At 55.9% G+C, this 15,735-nt stretch carries 12 protein-coding genes and 1 pseudogene; 6 read left to right on the top strand and 7 right to left on the bottom strand.

Annotation, left to right across the window (positions count from 1 at the left end; all coding sequences use genetic code 11):
- The 6 genes and pseudogenes from ASE07_RS30480 to ASE07_RS03040 all read right to left on the bottom strand — a co-directional run.
- Positions 1-132, bottom strand: a pseudogene (locus ASE07_RS30480) (branched-chain amino acid ABC transporter permease); the annotation flags it as partial.
- Positions 133-227: 95 nt separating this feature from the next.
- Positions 228-1,472 (bottom strand): branched-chain amino acid ABC transporter substrate-binding protein, encoded by a 1,245-nt coding sequence (locus ASE07_RS03020; protein WP_057289338.1) that lies wholly within the window; start codon positions 1,470-1,472, stop codon positions 228-230.
- A 342-nt stretch (positions 1,473-1,814) separates the two neighbouring features.
- Entirely contained in the window at positions 1,815-3,062 is a 1,248-nt protein-coding gene (locus tag ASE07_RS03025; RefSeq protein WP_057289443.1) for a branched-chain amino acid ABC transporter substrate-binding protein, read from the bottom strand.
- Between the two features lie 96 nt (positions 3,063-3,158).
- Positions 3,159-4,811: a 3-(methylthio)propionyl-CoA ligase gene (locus tag ASE07_RS03030; protein ID WP_057289339.1), complete on the bottom strand. Its 1,653-nt coding sequence runs from the start codon at positions 4,809-4,811 to the stop codon at positions 3,159-3,161.
- Between the two features lie 120 nt (positions 4,812-4,931).
- Positions 4,932-5,519: an HD domain-containing protein gene (locus tag ASE07_RS03035; RefSeq protein WP_057289340.1), complete on the bottom strand. Its 588-nt coding sequence runs from the start codon at positions 5,517-5,519 to the stop codon at positions 4,932-4,934.
- Positions 5,520-5,554: 35 nt separating this feature from the next.
- Positions 5,555-6,331, bottom strand: a complete 777-nt coding sequence (locus ASE07_RS03040; protein WP_057289341.1) for a class II aldolase/adducin family protein — start codon at positions 6,329-6,331, stop codon at positions 5,555-5,557.
- Between the two features lie 92 nt (positions 6,332-6,423).
- Here ASE07_RS03040 and ASE07_RS03045 point away from each other — a divergent pair, with 92 nt between their 5' ends.
- From ASE07_RS03045 to ASE07_RS03070, 6 genes are all read left to right on the top strand, one after another.
- A complete protein-coding gene (locus tag ASE07_RS03045; RefSeq protein WP_057289342.1) occupies positions 6,424-7,320 on the top strand; it encodes a Crp/Fnr family transcriptional regulator in 897 nt (298 codons plus the stop codon).
- Positions 7,317-8,834: a protein adenylyltransferase SelO gene (locus ASE07_RS03050; RefSeq protein WP_057289343.1), complete on the top strand. Its 1,518-nt coding sequence runs from the start codon at positions 7,317-7,319 to the stop codon at positions 8,832-8,834. Before ASE07_RS03045 ends, ASE07_RS03050 begins: the two co-directional genes overlap by 4 nt.
- A complete protein-coding gene (msrB, locus tag ASE07_RS03055) occupies positions 8,831-9,226 on the top strand; it encodes a peptide-methionine (R)-S-oxide reductase MsrB (RefSeq protein WP_057289344.1) in 396 nt (131 codons plus the stop codon). The genes ASE07_RS03050 and msrB overlap by 4 nt, the downstream gene beginning before the upstream one ends.
- 64 nt (positions 9,227-9,290) lie before the next feature.
- Positions 9,291-9,911, top strand: coding sequence for a septation protein A (locus ASE07_RS03060; RefSeq protein ID WP_057289345.1), 621 nt, complete (start codon positions 9,291-9,293; stop codon positions 9,909-9,911).
- The gene (locus tag ASE07_RS03065) at positions 9,908-10,183 is read left to right on the top strand and encodes a BolA family protein (protein ID WP_057289346.1); all 276 of its coding nucleotides are present in this window, start codon (positions 9,908-9,910) and stop codon (positions 10,181-10,183) included. The genes ASE07_RS03060 and ASE07_RS03065 overlap by 4 nt, the downstream gene beginning before the upstream one ends.
- A 55-nt stretch (positions 10,184-10,238) precedes the next feature.
- Complete coding sequence (locus ASE07_RS03070; protein ID WP_057289347.1) at positions 10,239-11,015, top strand: peptidylprolyl isomerase; 777 nt, start codon at positions 10,239-10,241, stop codon at positions 11,013-11,015.
- 342 nt (positions 11,016-11,357) lie between these two features.
- Here the strand turns inward: ASE07_RS03070 and purL are convergent, their stop codons facing one another.
- A complete protein-coding gene (gene purL, locus ASE07_RS03075) occupies positions 11,358-15,377 on the bottom strand; it encodes a phosphoribosylformylglycinamidine synthase (protein ID WP_057289348.1) in 4,020 nt (1,339 codons plus the stop codon).
- Positions 15,378-15,735: the final 358 nt, after the last annotated feature.

Here is a 15,735-nt window from a genome sequence, read left to right on the forward strand (position 1 = left end):
CATGTAAAAGCTGGCGTGCGCAAAATTGAGCACGCCCATCATGCTGAAGATCAGCGTCAGACCGGATGAAAGCATGAACAGCAGGAGCCCGTAGCTCAGACCGTTAAGCAAGGTAATTAAAGTAAACTCCACGAGACAACCCCTATTTCAAATTCTTGTACGACCGTACTTTTTTGCGACAATAAAAAAGTAGCGTGTCGTCAGGCGACACGCTACCGGGGACAGAATTACTGCGGACGCTTCATCTGGCAGGATGTCGGCTGGGTAGCGACAAAGGCGTCAAGCTTGACGTCGGTCTTCCAGCCGTAGCCGGTATTTTCCTGGTCATACTTCACATCCTTGCCGTTCACCTTGGTCCATGTAGCGATGTACAGAGGCTGCTGCAACTGGTGATCGCTCTTGCGCATTTCGACCTCACCGTTCAGGCTCTGTATCTTCATTCCTTCCATGGCCAACGCCACCTTGACTGGATCGGTCGACTTGGCGTCCTTCATTGCCTTGCCAAGCATGGCCAGCCCGGTATACGTTGCCATGGCATAGTAGTCATCGTTGTACTTTTGTTTGAAGCCTTCGACGATTTCCTTGCCAACAAATTTTTCATTGTTGACGTTCCAGTAACCGACATACTTGACGCGATCAGCGCCCGCTGCACCCATCGCGGTGGGAACGCCAGTGGTGCTGGCGTAATACGTGTAGAAATTGGCCTTGAGGTCCGCCTCCTTGGCAGCCTTGATGAGCAGAGCCAGGTCAGCACCCCAGTTGCCCGTGATGACGGTATCAGCACCGGATGCCTTGATCTTGGCGATGTATGGCGAGAAGTCCTTTACCTGGCCGATTGGGTGCAGGTCATCCCCGACAATCTCAATATCGGGGCGCTTACGTTTCAGGTAGTCCTTTGCGGCACGCGTCACCTGGTGCCCGAACGAATAGTTCTGACCGATGATATAGACCTTCTTGATATTGGGGTCCTTAGCCATGTATGTCGTCATGGCTTCCATCTTTTGGTCGGAATTTGCGTCGATCCGGAACTGCCAGAAACTGCATTTGGAATTAGTCAGGTCGGGATCGACCGCGGCGTAGTTGATGTACAGGACTTCCTTGCCGGGGTTGCGTTCATTATGCTTATTGATTGCGTCGATCAGTGCCAGCGCTGCACCAGAGCCGTTGCCCTGAATGATGTAGCGGTAACCTTGATCGATAGCTGACTTCAGCTGTGACAGTGACTCTTGCGGGCTGGCCTTGTTATCGAAGCCGACGATCTCGAAGGTATTGTCGCCCGCCCATTTTTTGGCGTTTGCCGTTTCCGCGATGTATTGCCAGCTCTTGAGGATGCCCTGCCCGACCGGTGCAAACGGTCCCGAGAGCGGGTCGATAAACGCCATCTTTACCGTCTCTGCATAGGCCGTAGCGGGACCGGCGAATGCTGCGGCCAATGAAAGCGGGATGATAAGGGATTTGAATTGGATAGCCATTTGTCTCTTCCTTTATAGGTGTTTTGTGCTTACAGCATATCTATGGTTATACCCGGTGTAAAGGACCGATATCAAAGGAGTTTAACTCGTGTCTGTCATGGCATTTCCCTTTCACGCGTGATTGGAATCCGGTGCAATTTTGGTGCATGAAACCGTTCTGGCATACGAGATGCACTATCTTGAAGGGATGTGCTGAGTCCTCGCATTCCGGCCGATAAAGGATAAGGTGGCCGGCACTTCGCGATAAGGTACTGCTCTGCTACTGGAACATTCAAACATTCGCCGCGTTGCAGCGAAATGCGGCATGGACCGCTTCGGTACCATGCCGCCGGGAAGTAATGCTTAGGAAGGACGCGCCGGGCGCTTCATCTGGCATGAATGCGGCTGGGTTGCAACGTAGGACTCAACTTTCTGATCCATGCTCCAGCCGTAGCCGGTGTTTTCCTGATCGTACTTGATTTTCTTGCCGTCGACCTTTTCCCATGTGGAAATGTAGAGCGGCTGCTGCAGCTGGTGGTCGGCGGCGCGCATTTCAACATCACCGTTAATGGCTTTAGTCTTCATGCCTTCCAGGGCAAAGGCGACCTTGACCGGATCGGTCGAGTTGGTGTCCTTGGTTGCCTTGGAAAGCATCTGCACCAGAGTGTAGATGTCCTGAACGTAGAAGTCGTCGTTGTACTTTTTCTTGAAGGCTTCGACGATTTCCTTACCGGTAAAGGATTCATTGTTCGGAATCCAGTATGCGACCTGCTTGACCATACCGCCAACTGAGCTGCCCATCGCGGTTGGAACGCCCGATGTGCCACCGTAGTAAGTGTAGAACTTCGCGGTCAGGCCGGCGTCCTTGGCTGCCTTGACCAGCAACGCGAGATCGGCACCCCAGTTGCCTGTGATAACGGAGTCGGCACCGGAGGCTTTGATCTTGGCGACATACGGCGCGAAGTCCTTGACGGTCGCGATCGGGTGCAGGTCGTCGCCGGCGATCTGGATGTCCGGACGCTTGCGCTTCAGGTAATCTTTCGCTGCGCGGGTGACCTGATGGCCGTGGGCATAGTTCTGGTTGATGAGATAGACCTTCTTGATGCTCTGGTCCTTGGCCATGTAGGAAGTCAGGGCTTCCATCTTCATGTCCGAGTTGGCATCGAAACGGAAGTGCCAGAAGCTGCACTTGCTGTTGGTCAGGTCAGGATCGATCGCCGAGTAGTTCAGGAAAACGATTTCCTTGCCCGGGTTACGTTCGTTGTGCTTGTTGACTGCGTCGACCAGTGCCAGCGCGACGCCGGAACCATTACCTTGAGCGATGTAACGATAACCCTGGTCGATCACTGTCTTGAGCTGGTTCAGCGATTCCTGCGGGCTACCCTTACCGTCGAAAGCGGCCACTTCCACAGTGTGATTACCAGCCCACTTCTGCTGGTTCGCCATTTCGGCAAACATGCGGAAGGTGTTCAACTGGTTTTGCCCGATCGGGGCAAATGCGCCCGACATCGTTTCGATCATCGCGATCTTGATTACATCTGCGTGGGACGCCGGGGCGGCGAACGCAGCAGCGACGGAAACGGCCATTACGAGGGGGCGAATCTTCTTCATCATATGTCTCATCCTTAGTTGGGTATGCTATGTAAAACAACGGCCTTTCCGGCTTCTTGTTGTGTGAGTTGCAGATACGCAAGTTTATTCAAGTGCTTATGCAGTGGGTAGCTTGTACTCCTTAAACTGTTCACGAATGCGGTTTTTCAGTACCTTGCCGGTGGCGCCGATCGGCAAGGCATCGACGAATGTCACATCGTCAGGCGTCCACCATTTTGCAATCTTGCCGTCATAGAACTTGATCAGTTCTTCCTTGGTGACTTCGGCTCCTGGCTTCTTCACCACGACAAGCAACGGCCGCTCGTCCCATTTCGGATGGAAAACACCGATACATGCAGCCTGCTGAACGGCAGGATGCGCCATCGCGATATTCTCGAGATCGATTGTGCCGATCCATTCGCCGCCGGACTTGATGACGTCCTTGCTGCGGTCGGTAATCTGCATATAGCCATCGGGGTCGATGGTAGCCACGTCGCCGGTCGGGAACCAGCCATCCTGCAACACGTCACCGCCTTCGTTTTTGAAATAACTGCTGATGATCCAGGGGCCTTTAACCAGCAGGTTACCGTAGGTCTTCCCATCCCATGGAAGTTCTTTGCCGTCGTCGCCAACGATCTTCATGTCCACGCCATAGATTGCATGGCCCTGCTTTTCAAGGACTGCCTGCTTCTGCTCTTCTGGCAAATCCATGTGATGGCTTTGCAGTGTGCCGGCCGTACCGAGCGGCGACATCTCCGTCATACCCCATGCGTGCACCACTTCGACACCGTACTGGTGACGGAAGGTTTTCATCATGGCGGGCGGACAGGCCGAGCCGCCGATCACTGTGCGTTTGAAAGTAGAAAACTTCAGGTTATTTTGCCCGACATAGGTGAGAAGGCCGAGCCAGACGGTTGGAACGCCCGCCGAGAACGTCACCTTCTCCTGCTCGAACAATTCATAGATCGATTTACCGTCGAGCGACGGACCCGGAAATACCAGTTTGGCTCCAGTCAGGGGTACCGAGTATGGCAAGCCCCAGGCGTTGACGTGGAACATCGGGACCACGGGCAGCACCGAATCGCGCGCCGACACATTGAGCGCGTCCGGCATCGCCGAGGCGTAGGAATGCAGTACCGTGGAGCGATGCGAGTACAGCGCACCCTTGGGATTGCCCGTCGTACCCGAGGTATAGCAAAGACTGGACGCCGAGTTTTCGTCAAACTCCGGCCATTCGTACTGATCCGAGTTATTCGCAATCAGTTCTTCATAGCACATCAGGTTGGGAATCTTGGTCTCCGCCGGCATGCGATCCTTGTCACCCATCATCACGAAGCCCTTGACGGTCTTGCAGTGGGCGGCAAAAGCTTCGACCAGCGGCAGGAAAGTCATATCGAAGAACAGATACTGGTCTTCGGCATGGTTCGCGATATAGGCAATCTGTTCGGGATGCAGGCGTGGATTGATGGTGTGCATGACCGCGCCGGAACCGGAGATCGCATAATATAGCTCCAGGTGGCGGTAGCCGTTCCAGGCCAGCGTGGCGACCCGGTCACCCATCTTTACGCCGAGCCCGGCCAGGGCGTTAGCCATCTGGCGAGCACGGCGGTGACAGTCGCGATAGGTATAACGATGGATATCGCCTTCCACCCGGCGCGAAACGATTTCGTTGCTGCCGTAGTACCGGTCCGCATGCTTAATGATGCTGGAGATGAGCAAGGGCTGGCTCATCATTTGGCCCATTAATGGGCTCTTTGGATATTGCGACATCATGCCTCCTGCCTCGTAGTTAGAATTCTTATCCTAATTGAAGCATGATTTTTGAACGACCGTACTAAAATCGTCAACGAATTTCGATGATGCGCCGCACCAATGTCATGCAAGAGACTTTTAAGGGCTAACCGTCTTGTAAATCGTATTTTTAGGCCGAGCCATTACGCGGCGCAGCATTGGCTCGAAAAACGCCAGCGGCAACGTGTCGTATTCCGGGTCGAAGGCCGGTGCATCGTATTTTTCACAAAACTCCAGCGTGGCGTCGTATAAGGCTTGCCCGGCGAACTGGTCGCGCAGATTGCGGTCCATGCCGAGGTGATGGAAGAAATAATAGCCCTGGAAAATTCCATGCTTTTCGACGATGGCATGATTCTCCGGGCTGACGAAAGGTTTGAGGATGGCTGCGGCGATGTCCGGATGATTGAAGCTTCCCAGAGTATCGCCGATGTCATGCAGCAATGCACAGATAACGTATTCTTCATCTCTGCCGTCGCGATGCGCACGCGTCGCAGTTTGCAGGCTATGCGTAAGACGGTCCACCGGAAAACCGCCGCAGTCGCCATCGAGCAATCTCAGGTGCGCGAGAACCCGGTCGGGCAAGGCGGCCGCGTACGGTTTGAACTCTGCCCCAATGATTTTCCAGTCGTCCGCCGTGCTCTGCTGCATGTCACGAAAGGTCGCGCGCGTTTGTTCGGTTGTCTCCATCTGTTTTCTCTCAGTCTGATTGTTAGGTGTTAGGCTTAATCGCGGAAGGATGGGTCGATGCGATCCAGGCGTCGAAGCAATCCGGGCCATGCCAGCATACCGCCCTGCGATTTGGTAACGGTGCGTGCCTGTTGCTGGGCGCCACTGATAATGCCTGGCGGGATCCCGATCAGTTCTCCTCCACCCGATTGCGCGCGGATCTGAATCATGCACGCTGCTTCGAAGACATACATATTGACGAATGCATCCGCGATGGTCTTGCCGAGCGTCAGCAAACCGTGATTGCGCAGCATCAGGTAATTCTTGTTACCCAGATCGGCAACCAGGCGCGGCTTTTCCTCATCGTTGAGGGCAACGCCTTCGTAGTCATGGTAAGCAAGGCTCGACAGGACAAAAATCGATTGCTGGGATAGTGGCAGTAATCCATTCTTCTGAGCCGAAACGGCAACGCCATTGATACTGTGGACGTGCAATACACATTGTGCATCATGCCGTACCGCATGGATCGCCGAATGGATCGTAAAGCCGGCAGGATTGACCGGGAAAGGCGACTCTTCAATCTTGTTGCCATGCAGGTCGATCTTCACCAGCGACGATGCGGTTATCTCGTCAAACATCATGCCGTAGGGATTGATCAGGAACTGGTCTTCAGTACCCGGCACTCTTGCGGTAATGTGGGTAAAGATCAGGTCACTCCAGCCAAAGTCCGCAACGAGCCGATAACAGGCGGCGAGGTCAACACGGGTCTGCCATTCCTCTGGAGAAACACGATCTTTCAACGATGGAATAGCCAGTTTTTCAGGGGCGTTCATATGGTGTCTCCTCTTCTCTGTCAGAATAACGGGTTGCCGGCAACGGCAGGCTCCCGGTCTTGCTCTTGGCACAGAAACCAATTCAGAACCTGATGGCAACTATGCCGGACGATGTGGCAACCACTGCGAATCAATGCAGTTATTATCGGCAGTATCTCCATATCGCACTGCACAACACTGTCAACTTTTTAACATTCGACATGTATAAACGCGGCACCGACGACATCGATAAAGCCAGCGTGTTACGGCGTTCATGGTTATCCGGCTTTCCGGACGACGTGATTGAAGACGCTGCAGCCTGCGGTACCCTGCGTGAAGTGGAGGACGGCACGCTGATCCATGCGCGTGGCGCGGAGGCGGACGGGTTTTACACCATCGCCAGCGGCGGTGTTCGTTTCACCCGTGCGACCGCGGACGGGCATGCCACCACGATCGCCGTTCTTGACGCACCAAATTGCTTTGGCGAGATTTCACTTTTCGATGGTCTCCCTCGTACCCATGACGGTCATGCGTCAGGGCCAACCGTTCTGTTGTTCCATGCAAAGACCGACTTCAAGCGCTTGCTGTCACGTTATCCGGCGATCTACGAGCGCTTTGCCAAGGTGCTGAGTATGCGCCTGCGCGCGACCTTCGATCTGGTGGAGGAAGCGGCCATCGCGCCACTGACCCAGCGCCTTGCACGTCGTCTGCTGGAGCTTGCGCATATCCAGCCATCCCCGCTCAATGCGACAATCGACGCGCAGGGACGCGAAGTGCCGCTGACGCAGGAAGAACTCGGCCACCTGCTGGGAAAATCGCGGCAAAGCATTTCCAAGCAGCTACATGTCTGGGAACAAAACGGCTTGATAAAAACCAAATACGGACGCATATCAATTACTCAGCCGGAGGCATTGGCGTCGATAGCCTATCCGGATCAGGCCGAAACACGTAGTCCACGCAAGGCAGCAGGCACGTCTCCCGGCTCCCACCCAATCAAGGAAGCTCCATGAATGCACCACAGGACGGACAGTTGCGAGGCCAGCTGCGCTATCGCGCGGACGAATTGCCCTTTGAAAATTCTTACGCCAGCCTGCCCCCGTCCTTCTATACCCGCCTTCAGGCAACGCCGGTGCCCGCGCCCTATCTGGTTGGCGCAAGCGCATCGGCCGCAGCCTTGATCGGCCTGGATGTAGAAGAGCTTGCCCGCCCGGAAACCGTCGACGCGTTTTCCGGCAACCGCACCCTGCCAGGTTCCGAACCTTTGTCGGCGGTGTATTCAGGCCATCAGTTCGGCGTATGGGCAGGCCAGCTTGGAGATGGTCGCGCCATCTTGCTGGGCGATGTCCCTGCGAACGAACCATCGCCGCCGGGACGACTTGAGCTGCAGCTCAAGGGAGCGGGCTTGACACCCTACTCCCGCATGGGCGATGGCCGAGCTGTATTGCGCTCCTCCATTCGCGAATTCCTCTGCTCGGAAGCGATGGCCGCGCTTGGCATTCCGACCTCGCGCGCACTTTGCGTTACCGGTTCAGACATGCCAGTCTTTCGCGAGACGGCGGAGACCAGCGCCATTGCCACACGGATGGCACCAAGCTTTGTGCGCTTCGGTTCGTTCGAACACTGGTTTTACAACGACCGCAAGGAAGAACTACGGACGCTTACCGACTACGTGATCGAGCGCTTTTACCCGGAACTGCGCAATGCCGAACAACCCTATCGTGCACTGCTCACCGAAGTTGCCCGCCGCACTGCGGAACTGATGGCCCAGTGGCAATCGGTGGGTTTTATGCACGGTGTGATGAATACCGACAACATGTCGATCCTCGGGCTCACGATTGACTATGGACCTTTCGGTTTCATGGAAGCTTTCAACGCCCGGCATATCTGCAATCACAGCGATCATCAGGGCCGCTATGCCTATCATATGCAGCCCCGCATCGGTCAGTGGAATTGCTATGCGCTTGGACAGGCATTGCTGCCGCTCGTCGGCGAAGTCGAAGACGTGGAAGCCGCGCTTGAGATTTACAAACCGGCTTACGAGGCAAAGTTTGATCAGCTCATGCATGCCAAGCTTGGCTTGATGACGCGCCAGGAGAGCGATTCGAAGCTGATCGACGACATGCATACGCTGATGCAGAACACGCATGTCGACTTTACCCTGTTCTTCCGGCGCCTCGGCAACCTGCAGCTTGACGCGCCGGCCGGCGACGAGCCGATCCGCGATTTGTTTATTGACCGACCGGCCTTCGACGCTTGGGCCGCACAATATCGTGATCGCCTGCGCCAGGAAAGCAGTGACGACATTAAGCGAAAACAGGCGATGGACGCGGTCAACCCAAAATTTGTGCTGCGCAATTACCTTGCGCAAATTGCGATTGAAAAAGCGCAGAATAAGGACTTTTCCGAAGTCGCCCGACTACTTGCCGTACTCGAACGTCCCTTCGACGAGCAACCGGAAAACGAACACTATGCTGAATTACCGCCCGACTGGGCGAGCGAACTGGAGGTAAGCTGCTCATCATGACAAAAAAAGTAACCAAGACCGATGCCGAATGGCGCGCCGCCCTTGAGCCTATTGAATACCAGGTAACCCGTCATGCCGCGACCGAGCGTGCGTTTACCGGAAAATACTGGGATCATCATGAACACGGCATTTATGTTTGCATTTGTTGCAACACGCCGCTATTTGAATCCGACACGAAATTCGACTCGGGCTGCGGCTGGCCAAGCTACTTTAAACCGCTTGACCCGGAAAATGTTTCCGAGCGTGTCGATCGCAGTCATGGCATGATACGCACCGAAATTCTTTGCAATGTCTGCGACGCGCATCTGGGCCATGTTTTCCCGGATGGTCCGCCGCCGACCGGATTGCGTTACTGCATCAATTCCGCGTCTTTGCGTTTCGAACCCAAGTAGCCCAAGCAGTAATTTATTCCTAGCCACTCAAGCAACACTTGCCTGCGAAAGAACCGCCGCCGATATGAAGTTCCTGTTCGATCTGTTCCCGGTCATTCTCTTCTTTGCCATGTTCAAATGGGGTGAAGGCCATCCAGAAGCGGCGCAGGGCCTGGTACAGCAGTACCTCTCCGGACTGGTGTCCGGTGGCGCTGCCACCGTAAGCCAAGCGCCCATCATGCTCGCGACCGCAGTGGCAATCGTCGCGACGATTGCCCAGATAGGCTATCTGCTAATGCGCGGCAAGAAAGTCGACGTGATGCTATGGGTCTCGCTCGCCATCATCACCTTGTTTGGCGGCGCCACGATTTACTTCCATAACGAAACCTTCATCAAGTGGAAGCCAACCGTGCTTTACTGGTGCTTTGGTGCGGCCCTGGTAATTAGTCAGTTCGCATTGAACAAGAACCTCATCCGCCTGATGATGCAGAAACAGTTGGTCCTGCCAGATCCGGTCTGGCAAAAGCTCAACTTGTCCTGGGCTGCATTCTTCGGGGCAATGGGATTGGTCAACTTGTATATTGCGTTTAATTTCTCTACCGCATTCTGGGTGAATTTCAAGTTATTCGGCTTCACCGGTCTGATGCTTGCGTTCGTCATTGCACAGAGCTTGCTGCTGTCGCGTCATGTCAAGGATCCGCAATGACCGAAAGGATTGATAAAATTCGTGAGCGTGTGCTTGCAACTTTTGCGCCGCTCGAATGTCAACTCGACGACGAATCCCATTTGCATGCCGGTCATGCAGGCGCTTCCACGGGCGCCGGACACTACAGGTTACGCCTGGTGTCGGACCGGTTTGCCGGACTAAATCGGATAGCCCGCCATCGGCTGGTGTATGATTGCCTCCGCGACATGATGCAGAGCGAGATACACGCCATCAACATCATCGCCATCGCGCCCTCTGAGCTCAACACCTAGACGCGCCTGAATTTGTTTTAACCCCTACCTTATCGGATTTTAGGAACAGATAAAAATGACATTGAAACCCGCTCGCCTGCTCATGCTGCTCGTCGCTGCCCTTGCGTTGCCAGTTATGGCGCAAAACCTCGCCGTGGTGAACGGCAAACCCGTTCCTTCGTCGCGCGCCGACGCCATGGTCAAGCAGCTGGCTGCTCAAGGTCAGCCTGATTCGCCCCAGCTGCGCGCAATGGTCAAGGAAGAATTGATCAACCGTGAAATCCTGATCCAGGAAGCTGACAAACGCGGGCTGAGCAGCAGCCCGGACGTCAAGAACCAGGTTGAAATTGCCCGCCAGTCGATCGCGATCCGTGCGCTGGTTCAGGACTACCTGAAGAAGAATCCGGTCAATGATTCCGAAGTTCAGGCCGAATACGACAAGTTCAAATCGCAGGCCGGCGATAAGGAATATCACGCTCGCCACATCCTGGTAGAAAAGGAAGACGACGCCAAGGCGATTATCACCAAGCTCAAGGGCGGCGCCAAGTTTGAAGATTTGGCCAAGCAATCCAAGGATCCGGGCTCCGCGGCCAATGGCGGCGACCTCGACTGGGCGTCTCCTGCTTCGTTCGTGAAGCCGTTCTCCGATGCAATGGTTGGCCTGCAAAAGGGTCAGATCACCGAAACACCGGTGAAGACACAATACGGCTTCCATGTGATCAAGCTGGAAGATGTCCGCGCTGCCAAAATCCCGACGCTGGAAGAAGTAAAGCCGCAAATTGCGGAATCGCTGCAGCAGAAGAAGTTGCAGGCTTTCCAGGAAGATCTGCGCAAAAAAGCCAAAGTACAGTAAATCAGTAAGCTGGTTCGTTCTCGGCACTACTAACCACTACTAACAAAAAGCGCTCCGGTTGGAGCGCTTTTTGTTTGGTCCGCGTTGCTTGGCTTGGCTACGCTTAATACCACTCCCAAGCTATAACGTGATAAATGAGATCGATGGATTTTTTTGACTGGCAAGGTGCAGGAGGAGTCAATAGCGGGCTATTGACGACGAGTGCAACGCCGGCAGGCGGCTCGGCGCCCCCGGAAAAAGACGCGATCTCATGGTGCGTTATGGGTTTCATTTGCAAGCCTCGGGCCGGATACTACAGATAACTTCCTGAAGGTATACCGCCCGAAGACCCAAGCCCGCTCTTTAGCCCACCCATTTCCGCGCATTGCGGAACATACGCATCCACGGCGAGTATTCGCCCCATCCTTCCGGATGCCAGGAATGCGTCACGGTACGGAAGACGCGCTCCGCATGCGGCATCAGGACAGTGAAACGTCCATCCGGCGTAGTGACAGAGGTAATACCCTGCGGCGAGCCATTCGGGTTGTACGGATAGGTTTCGGTCGCCTTGCCGTTGTTGTCGATCCAGCGCATGGCGACGATCGCTTCCTTGATGTTGCCAGTCTGCGAGAAATCGGCATACCCTTCACCGTGCGCCACGGCGATCGGGCTTTGCGTTCCCGCCATGTCATTGAAGAAAATGGATGGCGAATTTGTCACCTCGACCATCCCAAACCGGCCTTCAAACTGTTCCGATTTGTTGCGTGTAAACTTCGGCCACGCATGTGCGCCCGGGATAATCGACTTCAGGTTACTCATCATCTGGCAGCCGTTGCAGATACCCAGGGCAAAGGTGTCGCCGCGATTGAAGAATACCGAAAACTGCTCGGCCAGCTTTGCGTTGAACAGAATTGTCTTGGCCCAGCCTTCACCCGCGCCCAGCACGTCGCCATACGAGAATCCGCCCACCGCGATAAAGCCGCTGAAATCGGCGAGACGCGCGCGGCCGGCGATCAGATCGCTCATGTGCACATCCACAGCCGTAAAGCCCGACTTGTGCATGACATAGGCAGTTTCAATATGTGAATTGACGCCCTGTTCACGCAGGATCGCCACCTTTGGCTTGACGCCGGTCGCGATGAATGGAGCAGCGATGTCAACGTGCTGTTCGAAGGTGATGATCGGCGTCATGCCTGGATCGGAGGTATCGAGGATGCGTTCGTATTCAGCATCGGCGCAGGCCGGATTGTCCCGCAGCCGCGCTATACGCCAGCTGGTCTCGCTCCACATGCGTTGCAGTTCAACCCGCGTCTGGCTGTACACCAGTTTCGCGTCGCGCATGCATTCGACGACGTCGCGATCGTTGAGCTTACCGATGATGTGGCTGCAGGCGCCGAGGTTATACGAGCGCAGCACCGTCATGACATCCGACTTCTGCTCCGCGCGAACCTGGATCACGGCGCCCAGTTCCTCGTTGAACAAGGCACGCAATGTCAGTTCGTTACGCCGTTCGGCGACCTGCCCCGCCCAATTCTTGGAATCGCCCCAGTCGGCTGCATGCTCGCCTTCCATGGTGAGGATGTCGAGGTTCAGCGACAAGCCGGTGCGGCCGGCAAACGCCATTTCGCACAGCGTGGTGAACAAGCCGCCATCGGAACGGTCGTGATACGCAAGCAGCTTGCGTTCGTTGGTGAGTTGCTGGATCGCACAGAAAAAAGCCTTCAGATCTTCGGCGCTATCCACGTCCGGTACGGTATTGCCGATCTGCTGCATCACCTGGGTCAGCGCCGATGCGCCCATGCGGTTCTTGCCACGGCCAAGGTCGATGACGATCAGCACGGTATCCCCGGCATCGGTCCGCAATTGTGGCGTCAGCGACAGGCGTACATCAGGTACCGGCGCGAACGCCGAGACGATCAGCGAAACCGGCGAGGTGACTTCCTTGGAACCGCCTTCATCCTTCCAGGTGGTGCGCATCGACAGCGAATCCTTGCCGACCGGGATGCTCACGCCCAATGCCGGACAGAGTTCCATGCCGATTGCCTTGACAGTATCAAACAGCGCCGCATCCTGACCTGGTTGACCGCACGCCGCCATCCAGTTCGCCGACAGCTTGATGTCCGAGATATCGGCAATCGGCGCTGCGGCGATATTCGTGATTGCCTCGCCTACGGCCATTCGACCCGATGCCGCTGCGTCGATGACGGCTAACGGTGTACGTTCGCCCATGGACATCGCTTCGCCGCGATAGCCTTCGAAGCCCATCGTGGTGACGGCGCAGTCGGCCACGGGAACCTGCCATGGCCCGACCATCTGGTCACGCACCGATGTGGCGCCCACCGTACGATCACCGATGGTGATCAGGAAAGACTTGTCAGCCACCGTCGGCAGACGCAGCACGCGCTGCGCCACTTCAACGAGGTCCATGCCGGTCAGGTCGACGGCAGGATATTCATTGCTGACATGGCTCACATCGCGGTGCATCTTGGGCGGTTTGCCAAGGAGGACTTCCATCGGCATGTCGACCGGATTGTTGCCGTGCTCGGGATCGATCACCTTGAGCTGACGTTCTTCGGTGGCGGTACCAACGACGGCAAACAGGCAGCGTTCGCGCTCACACAGGTACTGGAACAACGGCAGGTCATCCGGCGCAATCGCCAGCACGTAACGCTCCTGCGATTCATTGCTCCAGATTTCCTTGGGCGCCATGCCGCTCTCTTCAAGAGGCACCTTGCGCAGGTCAAAAATCGCGCCGCGCTTCGCATCGTTCGTGATTTCAGGGAAAGCATTGGACAGGCCGCCCGCACCGACGTCATGAATCGACAGGATGGGGTTGTCGTCACCCATCGCCCAGCAGGCATTGATGACTTCCTGTGCGCGCCGCTCCATTTCAGGATTGCCGCGCTGAACTGAATCAAAATCAAGATCGGCGGTATTGGTGCCGGTCGCCATCGATGACGCCGCGCTGCCGCCCATGCCGATACGCATCCCCGGACCGCCAAGCTGGATCAACAGGCTGCCGACTGGCAAGTCGTTCTTCTTCGTATGCTTGGCCGAGATATTGCCCATACCGCCCGCGATCATGATGGGCTTGTGATAGCCCTTCACCGAACCGCCGACATTCTGTTCGTAGGTACGGAAATAGCCGCCAAGATTGGGGCGGCCGAATTCGTTGTTGAATGCAGCACCCCCGATCGGGCCGTCGATCATGATTTGTAGCGGCGAGGCGATGCGGTCGGGTTTACCGTAAATCCCGCCTTGTGCATGTGCCGGCCGCTGCGATACAGGTTCTGCCACGTCACGGGCATTTTCCCAGGGCTGGACCGCATGGGTAATCATCAGGTTGGACACGGTAAATCCGGTCAGGCCTGCCTTGGGTTTGGCCCCTCGCCCGGTGGCGCCCTCGTCGCGGATCTCGCCGCCCGCACCGGTAGACGCGCCCGGGAAAGGAGAAATCGCGGTCGGGTGATTATGCGTCTCTACCTTCATCAGGATGTGTGTCAGCTCTTCCGAAGCTTCATACACGTTGCCGCTGGCCGCGCCGCGCGGGTAGAAACGGGATACGGTCGCACCTTCAATAATCGATGAGTTATCGCTGTACGCCACGACCGTGCCCTTGGGGTGCAATTCGTGGGTGTTCTTGATCATCGCAAACAGCGACTTGTCCTGCCTGACGCCATCAATGGTCCAGTCCGCATTGAAAATCTTGTGGCGGCAATGTTCGCTGTTGGCTTGCGCAAACATCATCAGTTCCACATCGGTCGGATTGCGTTTAGCCTGGGTAAAAGCGTTGAGCAGGTAATCGATCTCGTCTTCCGACAGCGCCAGGCCGAGTTCGCTGTTCGCGTTGACCAGCGCGGTCTTGCCGCCGCCAAGGACATCAACGAAATCCAGCGGTTTGGCATCGAGCTCACGGAAAAGACGGCCAGCGTCGTTCGCGTCGCGCAGCACGTTTTCGATCATGCGGTCGTGCAGCAGCGCTGCGATCGGCTGGATAGCTGCTTCCGGCAGTTTTCTCGCACCGCCCAGCAGGCCGGACTTCACCTGAATCCGGTAGGAAATGCCACGCTCGACACGCTTGATGTGCGTCATTCCGCAGTTGTGCACAATGTCCGTCGCCTTGCTGGCCCACGGTGAAATCGTGCCAAAACGGGGAATGACAACGAATTCATCGCCATCCGCACTGCCAGTGAACGGTTCACCATAGATCAACAATGCGTCCAGTCGTCCGATCTCATCCTGAGTCGGCGCGGAAGCCGCGTCGATAAAATGCAGAAAACGGCCGGTCACACCGACGATGGACGGCTCAACTTCTTGCAATTGTGCCAAAAGGCGCTGGGTACGGAAGGCAGACAGGGCATTGGAGCCCGGCAGAATCAACATGGCGGCGAGAAATTTGATGCAGCTCCGGCCGGATCGCGGTCAGGCTGCGGGTTAAATCGGGAAACCGCGATTATACCGCGACGCCGCATCATGGCATCCTGCTAATCTACTTGCCAACACTGCCGGCCTGCAATGGTGGACAACACGGGCATCACGTTGAGTCCCGCACCATAGTCATCGCACCGTTTCACTCTCCGTAGGCCGGTATGCTATCGTTGCCGTGCCGATCATTTTGTATAAGCGAGTTCTTGCAGCATGAATCCCCTCACCTCCAAATCGATTCCCGCACTGGACCGATATTCCCGCCACTCCCTGGTCGATGTCTGCCTCGAAGAAGCAGAAAAAACCCAATCGATTT

The organism is Noviherbaspirillum sp. Root189 (genome assembly GCF_001428545.1).
Taxonomy (GTDB): Bacteria; Pseudomonadota; Gammaproteobacteria; order Burkholderiales; family Burkholderiaceae_D; genus Noviherbaspirillum.

Excerpts from the sequence above, each read along its gene's own strand:
- ASE07_RS03030 (WP_057289339.1), bottom strand. The coding sequence starts at position 4,811 with ATGTCGCAATATCCAAAGAGCCCATTAATGGGCCAAATGATGAGCCAG.
- ASE07_RS03040 (WP_057289341.1), bottom strand. The coding sequence starts at position 6,331 with ATGAACGCCCCTGAAAAACTGGCTATTCCATCGTTGAAAGATCGTGTT.
- ASE07_RS03070 (WP_057289347.1), top strand. The coding sequence starts at position 10,239 with ATGACATTGAAACCCGCTCGCCTGCTCATGCTGCTCGTCGCTGCCCTT.
- msrB (WP_057289344.1), top strand. The coding sequence starts at position 8,831 with ATGACAAAAAAAGTAACCAAGACCGATGCCGAATGGCGCGCCGCCCTT.
- ASE07_RS03045 (WP_057289342.1), top strand. The coding sequence starts at position 6,424 with ATGGCAACTATGCCGGACGATGTGGCAACCACTGCGAATCAATGCAGT.
- ASE07_RS03020 (WP_057289338.1), bottom strand. The coding sequence starts at position 1,472 with ATGGCTATCCAATTCAAATCCCTTATCATCCCGCTTTCATTGGCCGCA.
- purL (WP_057289348.1), bottom strand. The coding sequence starts at position 15,377 with ATGTTGATTCTGCCGGGCTCCAATGCCCTGTCTGCCTTCCGTACCCAG.
- ASE07_RS03035 (WP_057289340.1), bottom strand. The coding sequence starts at position 5,519 with ATGGAGACAACCGAACAAACGCGCGCGACCTTTCGTGACATGCAGCAG.
- ASE07_RS03050 (WP_057289343.1), top strand. The coding sequence starts at position 7,317 with ATGAATGCACCACAGGACGGACAGTTGCGAGGCCAGCTGCGCTATCGC.
- ASE07_RS03025 (WP_057289443.1), bottom strand. The coding sequence starts at position 3,062 with ATGAAGAAGATTCGCCCCCTCGTAATGGCCGTTTCCGTCGCTGCTGCG.
- ASE07_RS03065 (WP_057289346.1), top strand. The coding sequence starts at position 9,908 with ATGACCGAAAGGATTGATAAAATTCGTGAGCGTGTGCTTGCAACTTTT.
- ASE07_RS03060 (WP_057289345.1), top strand. The coding sequence starts at position 9,291 with ATGAAGTTCCTGTTCGATCTGTTCCCGGTCATTCTCTTCTTTGCCATG.